Origin of the sequence: Alishewanella jeotgali KCTC 22429 (assembly GCF_000245735.1) — a bacterium.
Taxonomy (GTDB): Bacteria; Pseudomonadota; Gammaproteobacteria; order Enterobacterales; family Alteromonadaceae; genus Alishewanella; species Alishewanella jeotgali.
On sequence record NZ_AHTH01000048.1, the window covers coordinates 12,931 to 25,215 of the forward strand.

Annotated in this window: 12 protein-coding genes; all 12 read left to right on the forward strand. The window is 49.8% G+C overall.

Translation table 11 applies throughout. The features are described 5' to 3' along the window. Positions 1-78 precede the first annotated feature (78 nt). The 12 genes from tsf (at position 79) to lpxA (ending at position 12,163) form a co-directional block, all read left to right on the forward strand. Positions 79-951, forward strand: a complete 873-nt coding sequence (tsf, locus tag AJE_RS14020) for a translation elongation factor Ts (protein ID WP_008607397.1) — start codon at positions 79-81, stop codon at positions 949-951. Positions 952-1,127: 176 nt separating this feature from the next. Further along, positions 1,128-1,868 (forward strand): UMP kinase, encoded by a 741-nt coding sequence (pyrH, locus tag AJE_RS14030; RefSeq protein ID WP_008607399.1) that lies wholly within the window; start codon positions 1,128-1,130, stop codon positions 1,866-1,868. 59 nt (positions 1,869-1,927) lie between these two features. Then, positions 1,928-2,485, forward strand: coding sequence for a ribosome recycling factor (gene frr / locus AJE_RS14035; protein WP_008607400.1), 558 nt, complete (start codon positions 1,928-1,930; stop codon positions 2,483-2,485). 154 nt (positions 2,486-2,639) lie between these two features. After that, entirely contained in the window at positions 2,640-3,410 is a 771-nt protein-coding gene (uppS, locus tag AJE_RS14040; protein WP_008951393.1) for a polyprenyl diphosphate synthase, read from the forward strand. 5 nt (positions 3,411-3,415) lie between these two features. Further along, positions 3,416-4,282 (forward strand): phosphatidate cytidylyltransferase, encoded by an 867-nt coding sequence (locus tag AJE_RS14045; protein ID WP_008951394.1) that lies wholly within the window; start codon positions 3,416-3,418, stop codon positions 4,280-4,282. After that, positions 4,279-5,469 carry a 1-deoxy-D-xylulose-5-phosphate reductoisomerase gene (gene ispC, locus AJE_RS14050; protein WP_008951395.1) on the forward strand — a complete coding sequence of 397 codons (1,191 nt, stop codon included), beginning with the start codon at positions 4,279-4,281 and terminating at the stop codon, positions 5,467-5,469. Before AJE_RS14045 ends, ispC begins: the two co-directional genes overlap by 4 nt. Then, positions 5,469-6,824 carry a sigma E protease regulator RseP gene (gene rseP, locus AJE_RS14055; RefSeq protein ID WP_008951396.1) on the forward strand — a complete coding sequence of 452 codons (1,356 nt, stop codon included), beginning with the start codon at positions 5,469-5,471 and terminating at the stop codon, positions 6,822-6,824. The genes ispC and rseP overlap by 1 nt, the downstream gene beginning before the upstream one ends. Before the next feature lie 26 nt (positions 6,825-6,850). Continuing rightward, positions 6,851-9,340 (forward strand): outer membrane protein assembly factor BamA, encoded by a 2,490-nt coding sequence (bamA, locus tag AJE_RS14060; protein ID WP_008951397.1) that lies wholly within the window; start codon positions 6,851-6,853, stop codon positions 9,338-9,340. 18 nt (positions 9,341-9,358) lie between these two features. Then, positions 9,359-9,877: an OmpH/Skp family outer membrane protein gene (locus AJE_RS14065; RefSeq protein WP_008951398.1), complete on the forward strand. Its 519-nt coding sequence runs from the start codon at positions 9,359-9,361 to the stop codon at positions 9,875-9,877. A gap of 3 nt (positions 9,878-9,880) precedes the next feature. Continuing rightward, positions 9,881-10,936, forward strand: a complete 1,056-nt coding sequence (gene lpxD / locus AJE_RS14070; RefSeq protein WP_008951399.1) for a UDP-3-O-(3-hydroxymyristoyl)glucosamine N-acyltransferase — start codon at positions 9,881-9,883, stop codon at positions 10,934-10,936. Positions 10,937-10,938: 2 nt separating this feature from the next. After that, positions 10,939-11,391, forward strand: a complete 453-nt coding sequence (gene fabZ / locus AJE_RS14075; protein WP_008951400.1) for a 3-hydroxyacyl-ACP dehydratase FabZ — start codon at positions 10,939-10,941, stop codon at positions 11,389-11,391. 1 nt (position 11,392) lies between these two features. Continuing rightward, positions 11,393-12,163, forward strand: a complete 771-nt coding sequence (lpxA, locus tag AJE_RS14080; protein WP_008951401.1) for an acyl-ACP--UDP-N-acetylglucosamine O-acyltransferase — start codon at positions 11,393-11,395, stop codon at positions 12,161-12,163. Positions 12,164-12,285: the final 122 nt, after the last annotated feature.

The following is a 12,285-nucleotide window of genomic DNA, read 5'->3' on the forward strand; positions in this document are numbered from 1 at the left end:
TCGGCTGAGATTCAGGATCACTTTGCAACAGGGGCGTCTCGCCCCTGTTTGTCTGAACTAAATTACGAGGAAGCTCCCATGGCTGTAACTGCCGCATTAGTAAAAGAATTACGCGAGCGCACTGGCGCTGGCATGATGGATTGTAAAAAAGCGCTGGAAGAAACCGCAGGTGATATCGAAGCGGCAATCGACGCCATGCGTAAAAGCGGTTTAGCCAAGGCGGCTAAAAAAGCTGGCCGTATCGCTGCTGAAGGCGTGGTATTAACCCGCGTTGCTAACGGTGTTGGTCTGGCGATTGAATTTAACTGCGAAACTGACTTCGTAGCACGTGACACCAGCTTCCTGGCCTTTGCCAATAGCGTTGCTGATCTGGCCCAGGCTCAGAACATCGACAACGTTGAAGCGCTGTTAGCCGCGGATCTGAACGGTACTTCTGTGGAAGATACCCGCGCTACTCTGGTAGCCAAAATCGGTGAAAACATCAACGTACGTCGCATTGCCAAAGTTGAAGGCGCGGTGATTGGTCAGTATATCCACTCTGGCCGCATTGGTGTATTAGCTGTGCTGGAAGGCGGTAACGAAGATATCGCTAAAGATGTGGCAATGCACGTTGCAGCGAATAACCCAGGTTATGTTAACCCGGAAGACGTATCTGCCGAAGTGGTAGAGCGTGAGCGTCAAATCCAGGTTGAAATCGCAGTTAACTCAGGCAAGCCACAAGAAATCGCTGAGAAAATGGTTGCCGGCCGGATGACCAAGTTCACTGGCGAAGTGAGCTTAACTGGCCAGCCATTCGTGAAAGATCCGTCAATCACCACTGGCGAATTCCTGAAGCAAAATGGCGCGAAAGCCATTTCTTTCATTCGTCTGGAAGTAGGCGAAGGTATTGAGAAGAAAGAAGAAGACTTCGCAGCTGAAGTTGCGGCTCAGATCGCTGCTGCTAAGAAGTAATTTGCGCTTTAGCAAATGGCGTAAAAACGCTAAAATAACCGCGACCTAAGTCGCGGTTTTTTTTTGCCCGGCTCGCATACACCCAAAAGCCTTGCAGATCCGGGTAGCCAACACCCCGCATCTGCAGGGTTAAAGGGTATAACTGCATAACAACACCAACAGCACTAGGGGTAACCATGAGTATCAATCCAAAACCAATGTATCGGCGCATCCTGTTAAAACTCAGTGGCGAGGCCCTGATGGGGGATGAAGGCTTTGGTATCGATCCTAAGGTGTTGGATCGGATGGCTCAGGAAATCAAAGAATTAGTCGAACTGGGCGTGCAGGTAGGTATCGTCATAGGTGGCGGTAATATCTTTCGTGGCGAAGGTTTAGCCAAAGCCGGTATGAACCGTGTTGTCGGCGACCATATGGGCATGTTGGCTACCGTAATGAACGGCCTGGCGATGCGTGATGCCCTGCACCGGGCGTATGTCAACGCGCGGATGATGAGCGCCATCCCATTAAACGGCGTCTGTGATGCCTATAGCTGGGCTGAGGCCATCAGTTTATTAAAATCGGGCCGGGTAGTCATTTTCTCCGCCGGTACCGGTAATCCGTTCTTTACTACGGATTCAGCTGCCTGTTTACGCGGTATCGAGATTGAAGCCGATGCAGTTTTAAAAGCCACCAAGGTGGACGGCGTTTATTCTGCGGATCCGGTAAAGGATCCTGCCGCGACGCTATACAGCCAACTGACCTATAACGAGGTATTGGATAAAGAACTGAAGGTCATGGATCTGGCAGCCTTTACTCTGGCACGCGACCATAATCTGCAAATCCGCGTCTTTAATATGAACAAACCTGGCGCGCTGAAGCGGGTGATTATGGGTGAGGCCGAAGGCACAACCATCGACCATCAGGAAAATTTACAGTAAACTAGCCGGCCTAATGGCGCCGTTGGCGCCACAGCTGGATCAATAAAAGGATAACGATCGTGATTAACGACATTATTGCTGATGCAAAAGTCCGGATGGATAAAAGCGTTGAAGCGCTGAAAAGCCAACTTACTAAGGTTCGCACTGGCCGGGCCCACCCCAGCTTGCTGGACGGTATTCAAGTGTCGTACTACGGTGCCGACACCCCGTTACGCCAGGTTGCTAACGTGTCGATTGAAGACTCTCGTACGCTGGCGATCACCGTATTTGATAAAAGCCTGACCCAGGCGGTAGAAAAAGCCATTATGGCCTCGAATCTGGGATTAAATCCGATGTCAGCCGGTACTGTGATCCGGGTGCCATTACCACCGCTGACCGAGGAGCGTCGTAAAGATCTGGTCAAGCTGGTACGTGGCGAAGCGGAAGGCGGCCGGGTTGCTGTGCGTAATATTCGTCGTGATGCCAATGCTGACTTTAAAGCCTTACTGAAAGATAAAGAAATCAGTGAAGATGATGAGCGTAAAGCTGCAGATGAAATTCAAAAGCTGACCGATATCTTTGTAAAGAAAATCGATGAAGTGTTAGCGGAAAAAGAGCGGGAGCTGATGGAAGTCTGATTGTAGACTTCTGTTGCTACTGTTCGGTTGAATACTTAAAAAAGCGCCGTGCCAGTTTTACTTCGCGGCGCTTTTTGTTAAGCGCAAGCTGAACTCTGCAACGGGAACAGCTGACTAAGCGGTTTATGGCACTATTCTTACACAGGTTTTACGGATGACTGGAGTAACCCAGCTAAGACAGCACAGCTTGCCGCAACATGTGGCAATTATCATGGATGGCAATGGACGCTGGGCCGAGCGGCAAGGTAAGCCGCGGGTCTGGGGCCATAAAAAAGGTGTGGAAGCGGTGCGGCGTAGTGTTAGTTTTTGCCGTGAGTTGGGCATCCAGTCGCTGACGTTATTTGCTTTTAGCAGTGAAAACTGGCGGCGGCCAGAAGACGAAGTCAGTACGCTGATGCAGCTGTTTTTAATGGTGCTGCAAAAAGAAGTGAAGGCGCTGCATAAACATAATATTCGGTTGAAAATTGTTGGCGATTTGTCGGCATTTAGCGATAAGCTGGTACAAAGTATCCGCAAAGCTGAGCAGTTAACGGCAGAGAATACGGCTATGACGCTAAATATTGCGGCTAACTATGGCGGCCGCTGGGATATTGCCAATGCCAGTCGCAAGTTGGCAGAGCGGGTGCAAAGCGGTAATCTTAAGCCTGAGCAGATCACTGAAGCCTTGCTGGGTAGCCAGATGCAGATGGCTGAGCAACCGGAGTTGGATCTGCTGATCCGTACCGGTGGCGATTTACGCATCAGTAATTTTCTGTTGTGGCAGGCGGCTTATGCGGAGCTATGGTTTACCGAGACTTTATGGCCGGATTTTGATCAACAGGTATTTTCTGAAGCCATTGCCGCTTTTATTAACCGGGAGCGCCGCTTCGGTTGTACCGGTGCTCAGATCCGTGAGCTTGCCGCAGCCAATAATAATAAAGGATAAGCATATTGTTTAAACAACGTCTGATAACAGCCCTGATCCTGGCGCCGCTGGCGCTGGCAGCGGTATTTTATCTGCCCCTGTATTTATTTGCTGCCGTATTGTCTGCAGCCTTTTTACTCGGTGCTTGGGAATGGAGTGGTTTTTGTGGCCTGACTAATAAGCGTAGCCGGGCACTGTATGTGGTATTTACCGCCGCGCTAATGGCCTTGTTCTATGCCGTAACGCCACTTGATCCTAACCAACTGGTGCTACATAACTTGCCGTTATTTTCAATTTTAATGCTTGGCGCCGCCTGGTGGTTACTGGCGATTGTGCTGGTATTAACCTTTCCAGCCAGTCAGCGGCTATGGGCCAGCAGTGATTGGCGTCGTGCTTTGATGGGCTGGTGCACCTTGTTGCCGGCCTGGGCTGCGTTGTTATATATCCGCGGTCTTGGTTACGAGCAGTCCTCTTTCTATGGTGCCTGGCTGATTTTCGCGTTACTGGGTCTGGTATGGGCCGCAGATATCGGTGGCTATCTGGTCGGTAAGCCCTTTGGTAAAACTAAGTTGTTGCCTAAAGTCAGCCCCGGTAAAACGCTGGAAGGTATGCTTGGCGGTCTTGGTTTTGTACTCTTGGTGCTGACGGCGTTACTGGTCTGGCGTGACTGGCCAGGCGTAAGCTGGCACTGGTATCTGGCTGCTATAGCGCTAACGGTATTGTCGGTATTTGGCGATCTGAGTGAGAGTATGTTTAAACGGGTGGCGGGTAAAAAGGACAGCGGTGCTTTTTTACCGGGACACGGTGGAATTTTGGATCGTATCGACAGTTTAACTGCCACGGCACCCCTGTATGCGTTACTGCTGGCGTTTCTGGGTAAACAATTTTTATGAAGCAGTTGGTGATCCTTGGAGCAACCGGTTCTATTGGCTGCAGTACCTTATCGGTAGTCGCAGCGCATCCGGATAAATTTCAGGTGCTGGCTCTGACGGCGGCGACCGCAGTCGATAAGCTATTCGAGCAGTGTCTGGCAGTAAAACCGCGTTATGCAGCTATGCAAGATAGTAAGGCTGCGGCTGAGCTCAAGTTCCGCTTGCAACAAGCCGGGCTGACAACAGAAGTGTTATCGGGTACTGCCGGTTTAACGGCACTGGCGGCGCATCAGGACGCCGATATCGTGATGGCCGCTATTGTCGGTGCGGCCGGCTTGCTACCAACCCTGGCGGCCGTTGAGGCCGGCAAAAAGGTTTTGCTGGCCAATAAAGAAGCGCTGGTGATGAGTGGTGGCCTCTTTATGGCCAAGGTGGCGCAGCATGGCGCAACCTTGCTGCCAATTGACAGCGAACATAATGCGATCTTTCAATGCTTACCACCGGCACTGCAACAAGCGGCCAGCCAGGGCCAGTTAGCTGAGCACGGTATCAGCCGTTTGCTGCTTACCGGCAGTGGCGGCCCCTTTTTAACCCGGCCGTTGGACAGTTTCGCCGCTATTACGCCGGCGGAAGCGGTAGCGCATCCGAACTGGAGTATGGGTCAGAAGATTTCGGTTGATAGTGCCACCATGATGAACAAGGGGCTGGAGTTTATTGAAGCGCGCTGGTTATTCAACTGTGCGCCGCAAGATATCCAGGTGGTGATCCACCCGCAAAGCATTATCCACTCTATGGTGCAGTACAGTGACGGCTCAGTGCTGGCGCAGCTGGGACAGCCGGATATGCGAACCCCTATCGCACATGCTCTGGCCTACCCACAGCGGATCAGTAGTCCGGTTCCGGCACTGGACTTTAGTAAGTTAGCGGCCTTTACCTTTACCGAACCTGAGCCGGCGCGTTATCCCAATCTTTATCTGGCAATCGACGCCTGTGCCGCCGGACAGGGTGCGACTACGGCGTTAAACGCCGCCAATGAAGAGGCAGTAGCGGCTTTCTTACAGGGGCAGCTGGCTTTTAACCGGATCAGCGAGGTTAATCAGCACTGTCTGGCAGAATTTGCGCACTATGACGCGCAGTGTCTGGATGCTATATTGGCGGTTGATCAACAAAGCCGTGCCTTTGCCCGTGCGCTAATAGGAAAGTTCTGATGTCTGCGTTGTTGTGGAACCTGCTCAGTTTTGTCGTTGCCCTCGGTGTGCTGGTTACCGTACATGAGTTCGGTCATTTTTGGGTGGCACGGAAAAACGGTGTGCTGGTAAAGCGGTTTTCGATTGGTTTTGGCAAGGCGTTATTTAGCTGGCGTGATCGACAGGGCACCGAGTTTGTGATAGCGGCCATTCCTCTGGGCGGTTATGTGCGGATGCTGGACGAGCGGATTGATCCGGTATTACCGCAATTTCGGGATTTGGCGTTTAATCATAAGACAGTGCGGCAACGGATGGCGATTATCGCGGCCGGGCCAGGCGCTAACTTTATTTTTGCGATCGTTTTGCTTTGGTTGATGTATCTGATTGGCGTACCGGAAGTGAAACCGGTCTTGGCAGGCGCAGCGCCGCAGTCTATCGCTTATCAGGCCGGGGTGCGGCCGGATGAACAAATCCTGGCAATTAATGGCCGGCCGGTACGGGATATCCGCAGCGCCAATCTGTTACTGGTTGAACAGTTAGGGCGGCCACAGATCCGGTTGCAACTACAGCAGCGCCAGACGCTGGCTGAGCGCGAACTGGTATTAGATACCCGCAACTGGCAATTTAATCCTGACCAACAATCGGTATTTCAAAGTCTTGGTTTAAAGATGCTGTTGCCGGAGGCGACAACGACGCTGGCGCAGATTGCACCTGATTCTGCCGCCGAGCGCGCCGGTCTGCAGGCTGGCGATACGATACTTGCTATTGATGGTGAGACCATAAGCGAATGGTCGCAGCTGGAGCAACGGATCCGCAATAGTGCGGAGCGCGAGTTAGTGTTACAGATCAGCCGTGCCGGCGAGCTGTTAGAACTGCGGGCGATACCGCAGCTAACCACAGCAGCAGATGGCTTTAGTCAGGGGTTATTAGGAGTGGTGCCACAGATATCACCCTGGCCGGAAGGGCTGCTCTATACCCAACGTTATGGCATACTGGCCGCCATTGGCGAGGGTATAGCCCAAACCTGGCAGTTAACGCGCCTAAGCTTTGCGATGATTGGCAAGCTGCTTACCGGCGATGTGTCGGTTAAGCATCTGAGCGGTCCTATTTCAATAGCGCAGGGGGCGGGTACTACGGCCAGTATTGGTTTGATTGCTTTCCTGTCCTTTATGGCACTGATTAGTGTCAACCTGGCGGTTATCAATTTATTGCCGCTGCCTATTTTGGATGGCGGCCATTTAATGTATCTTGTGGTGGAACTAATACGCGGTAAACCTGTCTCTGAGAGAGCGCAGGAAATAGGTTTTCGCTTCGGTGCTTTAGTCCTGCTGATGTTAATGGGAATTGCGCTGCTCAACGATATTTCTCGTTTGTAATAAACTAATCATAAGTAGTTCAAATAATGACAATTAAGCGATTAGTAGCTGCGATCTTGCTTGCTACAGGCAGCCACTCTGTGTTTGCTGAAGAATCTTTTACAGTACAAGACATTCAGGTTGAAGGTCTGCAGCGTGTAGCTTTGGGAGCGGCGCTAAATAACTTACCTTTTACTATTGGTGATACCGTCAGCGACTTTACGTTGTCCCGCAGTATCCGTACGCTTTACAGCGCGGGTCATTTTGATGATATCCGCGTATTTCGCGATGGTAATACCATCATCTATCGCCTGCGCGAGCGGCCAACCATCAATAATATCGAGTTCAAAGGCAACAAAGATATTAAAGATGAGCAGCTAACAGAGAGCTTAACCGGCAACCGTATCATAGTGGGTGAACCACTGGATAAAACTATCCTGCGTAATATCGAAAATGGTTTAACTGAATTCTACCACGGTGTCGGTAAGTATCAGGCCAAGGTCGAAGTTAAGGTGAATTATCTGCCGCGAAACCGGGTAAACCTGGTTTTTGAGTTCGAAGAGGGAGATGCTGCTTCCGTCAGGCAGATTAATATCGTCGGTAACAATATTTTCAGTAATGAGGAATTGTTAAGCGTCGTTGAATCGAAGCAGGATATGCCCTGGTGGCGGTTCTGGACCTCTGATCGCTATCAAAAGCAAACACTGCAAGGCGATATCGAGAAAATCAACAGCTATTATCTGGATCGTGGTTATCTGCGCTTTGGTGTTGAGTCGTCTCAGGTCGCCGTCAGCCCCGATAAAACCTCAGTCTATGTCACACTCAATGTCACTGAGGGTGAACAATACAATATCAGCGATATTAACTTTGTCGGTGATTTGATTGGTCAGGATGAAATTATCCGCGCCATAGTGCCGTTACAAAAAGGTCAGCTGTATAACGGCGCCCTGGTCACCTTTACTGAAGAGAGTATTGCCCGGGTGCTGGCGCGCTTTGGTTATGCGAATTCGCGGGTGCGTACTATCCCGAATATCAATGATGATACTAAGGAAGTGGCATTAACAATCAGTGTCGATCCGGGCAAACGAGTCTATGTCAGACGGATTGATGTTAAGGGTAACGCTAATACCAGAGATGAAGTCATTCGCCGCGAGCTAAGGCAAATGGAAGGGGCCTGGTTATCAAATGATGCGCTGGAGCTGTCGAAAGAGCGGATCCAACGCCTGATGTATATCGAGAAAGTAGATTTTGCCACTACGCCGGTACCAGGTGTTGATGACTTGGTAGATATTGGCTTTACCATTAAAGAACAACCATCAGGTAGTTTTAATGCCGGTATCTCTTACGGTAGTTTCCAAGGGCTGTCATTCCAGGTAGGCGTGGAGCAAAATAACTTCTTCGGCTCAGGTAATGCGGCCGGCATTAGCCTAAGCACCAACAAATATCAGAAAAGCGTCAGTTTATCCTTTACCGACCCTTATTTTACGCTAGATGGGGTTAGCTTGGGAGGCCAGTTATTCTACTCTGATCTCGACTACACCCGAGCCTCGTCTAACCTTGAAGCTTATAATCAACGTCGCTATGGCGTAGGTGCTAATATCGGTTATCCAATCAACGAATATAACCGCTTAAACTTTGGCGGTAATATTACGGTGAATAAGATTAATTCGATTAATGAATATGATCAGTTACGGCATTTCCGGGCCGTGTTAATTGATGCCCGTAATCCTGACGGCGGTTATAACTTCACTAACTATGAACTCAGCGCGGGCTGGTTGCATAGTACGTTAAACCGTGGTTTGTTCCCCACGGCCGGCCGTATGGTAAGTTTAACTTTACGCGCTACCACGCCAAACTCAGATATTCAGTACTACAAAACATTATTTGAGGCGCAGCAATATATTCCGCTAAGCCGCGATCATCAGTGGTCATTCCGCAGTAAGCTCGAGCTGGGCTATGGTAATGGTTATGGTAGCAAGAATGGCTACGATTATACCCTGCCATTTACTGAGAATTTCTACGGCGGTGGTCAGAACTTACGTGGATTCGAAAACCGAATTATCGGTCCTCATGCGATTTTCCGCAGCGCAACGATAGTGCCAGGCGTACCTGATCCTATTGGCGGTGGGAATTTCTTCCCATCAGATCCGGTCAATGATAACTATAATGTGTCTAGTCGCTCGATCGGTGGTAATGCTATGGCGATGTTAACGCTGGAGTTAATTACGCCAACGCCGTTCCTGAAAGACGAAAACCGCAACTCAGTGCGTACTAGTTTATTTATTGATGCGGGTAACGTTTGGGATACAGAATTTGATATTAATCGCTATGCCAATTTGATACAGTTGCGGCAGGATAATCGTGAGCCATTGCTTGTGGATTATTCTGATCCTAGCCTGATCCGAGCATCGGCTGGCGTGTCAGTTCAATGGATTTCGCCAATGGGCCCTCTCACCTTCAGCCTGGCGAAAATTATTAAAAAATACGAAGGCGATTTACAAGAAAACTTTAGTTTCAATATTGGTACAACTTTCTAAAACATGACAGGAATTAAGATGTTTAACAGTAATTTATTTAAGTCTGCCGTCTTTGTTGTTGCAACAATGTTAGCTGCTGGCAGCCTGCAGGCAAAAGAAGTGAAGATTGGTTTTGTTGATGTGCAGGCGGTTGCTGCCAGTATTCCACAAGCTCAGCAAGTGCAGGAAACTATTCGCACTGAATTTGCAGCCAAAATTGAGCAAGTGAATAAGCTGGAGCGGGATATCAACTTCAATATGGAAAAGGCGCGTCGTGATGGCCCAACCATGAGTGAAAAGCAGCAAAAAGAACTGGCTGAAACGATCAACAAACAACAACAACAGTATGAAGAATTAGCCCGTCCGCTGGATGAGCAAATCCGTCAACGTCAGGCTGAAGAACGTAACCGCATCCTGGGCCTGATTAAAGCCGCTATTGATGCTGTGGCAGAGCGTGAAAAATTTGATGTAGTATTAAATGCTAATGCTGCGGTGTATGCGAAACCAGAATATGATCTGTCTGAAAAAGTCATTCAGCAGGTCAGCAGAGCGAACTAAACTGTGATTTTATTATCTGTCTTAGCTGAAAAGCTGAATGCAGAGCTGATTGGAAACGCCGCTTGCGGCGTTTCTGCTGTTGCGTCCCTGGAAAATGCCGCAGCAGGTGAGCTCAGTTTCCTGTCCAATAGTAAGTATCGTCCGTTTTTGTCTGAAACTACCGCCAGTGCAGTGCTGGTAAAAGCCGATGATGTGCCCTTTGTTGCACCTGGCGTCAATGTGTTGGTGGTTGGCGATCCTTATGTTGCCTTTGCTAAGGCGGCGCAATTATTGGATACCACCCCAGCCAGTGCGCAAACAGGTATTCATCCGACAGCCGTTATCGATCCCAGTGCACAAATCGCTGCAGATGCCGCCATTGGCGCTAAGGCAGTGATTTCGGCACAGGCGGTCATTGGTGCCGGTGCGCAGATTGGTGCTGGCTGCTTTATCGGTGAAGGGGCTGAGATTGGTGCTGCAACCAAAGTGTGGGCCAATGTCACGATTTATCACCGTGTTAAGATCGGTCAGCGTTGCGTGATCCAAAGTGGTGCCGTAATCGGGGCTGATGGTTTTGGCTTTGCTAATGAGCGGGGCCGTTGGCTAAAGATCCCACAAACTGGCGCTGTGGTCATTGGCGATGATTGTGAAATTGGCGCTAATACCTGTATCGATCGCGGTGCTATTGAAGATACGCTAATTGGCAATAATGTGATTATCGATAACCTATGCCAAATTGCCCATAACGTGAAGATTGGCGATTATACGGCTATGGCTGGTTGTACCACTATCGCCGGCAGTACTACCATCGGCCGATACTGTATAATAGGTGGCGCAGCAGTGATTAATGGTCATATTGAGATCTGCGATGGCGCTCAGATTTCCGGCATGGCGATGCTTATGAAACCAGTGACGGAAAAAGGCGTCTATACTTCAGGTTTACCGGCCACGACCAATGCCGAATGGCGTCGCAACACGGCGAAATTACGGCAGATTGATCAGCTGTATCAGCGGGTAAAACAATTAGAAAAACAATTAGCTGGCAGTAGTGTCAACCCTACTGCAGCCACAGAGGATTAATTTTGGCTAATCAACTTAATAGCCTGGATATTCAGGAAATTATGGCATTGCTGCCGCATCGTTATCCGTTTTTGTTAATTGATAAAGTGCTGGATTATACGCCGGGTGAAAGTCTGACCGCGGTGAAAAATGTCACCATGAATGAGCCGGTATTTACCGGTCATTTCCCGGGGATGCCGATTTTCCCGGGTGTGCTGATCCTGGAAGCTCTGGCGCAAGCTACCGGTATCCTCGGTTTTAAAACCGTCACAGAGCGTAGCGAAAACGAGCTGTATTTGTTTGCAGCCATTGACGAAGCGCGCTTTAAAAAACCGGTAGTACCAGGTGATACCATGATCCTGGAAGTGAAGTTCCTGAAGGAGCGGCGGAACATGTGGAAATTCTATGGCGAAGCCAAGGTCGACGGCCAGGTAGTGTGCTGCGCTGAACTGATGTGTGCCAGAAGAGAGATGTAACGTGATCCATCCTACCGCGGTAATTGAAGCAAGCGCTAAACTTGGTCAGAACGTAAAGATCGGGCCCTTTTGTTATGTCGGCCATGATGTCGAACTGGGTGATGACTGTGTATTAGAGTCGCATGTCGCCATCAAAGGGCCGTCAAAGATTGGTAAAGGTAATCACTTTTATCAATTTGCCAGTATTGGTGAAGCCTGTCAGGACAAGAAATATAAAGGTGAGCCAACCGAGTTACTAATCGGCGACTATAACGTATTCCGTGAGGGCTGCTCGGTGCACCGCGGTACAGTGCAGGATAAAGGCCAGACCATCATCGGAAGCCATAACCTGTTTATGAATACCACCCATGTCGCGCATGACTGTGTAATTGGCAGCCATGTTATTTTTGCCAGTGGCGCGCAGGCGGCCGGTCATGTGCATATTGGTGATTGGGCGATCTTAGGTGGTATGACCGGCGTGCATCAGTTTGTGCATATCGGCGCCCACAGTTTCTGCGGTGGTGGCTCTATCGTATTAAAAGATGTGCCGCCATACCTGATGGTGCATGGTTCGCCCTGCGTACCGGCCGGTATGAATACTGAAGGCTTAAAACGCCGTGGTTTTAGCGCTGAAGTGCTGCTAGAGCTGCGCCGGGCCTATAAAGAAGTCTATCGTAAAGGCCAGACGGTACCTGAAGCTTTAGCTGCCTTAGTGGATAAAGCGGCAGAGTTCCCAGAGCTAAAAGTCTTTACCGATTTTATCGCCAATGCCAGCCGTGGTATTGTGCGTTAACGCAAAGTGCCAATCCGAAAGCGCGCTCTGAGGGCGCGTTTTTTATTTGAAGGTTTAACTCGCCGCCACAAGCCGCTAAGATAGCAAACCTTTCTATAAGAATAGCGTGATGCTTAGCACAG

What these genes read in the sequence shown, in the direction of transcription:
- tsf (WP_008607397.1), top strand. Translation starts at nt 79, where the DNA reads ATGGCTGTAACTGCCGCATTAGTAAAAGAATTACGCGAGCGCACTGGC.
- pyrH (WP_008607399.1), top strand. Translation starts at nt 1,128, where the DNA reads ATGAGTATCAATCCAAAACCAATGTATCGGCGCATCCTGTTAAAACTC.
- uppS (WP_008951393.1), top strand. Translation starts at nt 2,640, where the DNA reads ATGACTGGAGTAACCCAGCTAAGACAGCACAGCTTGCCGCAACATGTG.
- ispC (WP_008951395.1), top strand. Translation starts at nt 4,279, where the DNA reads ATGAAGCAGTTGGTGATCCTTGGAGCAACCGGTTCTATTGGCTGCAGT.
- rseP (WP_008951396.1), top strand. Translation starts at nt 5,469, where the DNA reads ATGTCTGCGTTGTTGTGGAACCTGCTCAGTTTTGTCGTTGCCCTCGGT.
- bamA (WP_008951397.1), top strand. Translation starts at nt 6,851, where the DNA reads ATGACAATTAAGCGATTAGTAGCTGCGATCTTGCTTGCTACAGGCAGC.
- AJE_RS14065 (WP_008951398.1), top strand. Translation starts at nt 9,359, where the DNA reads ATGTTTAACAGTAATTTATTTAAGTCTGCCGTCTTTGTTGTTGCAACA.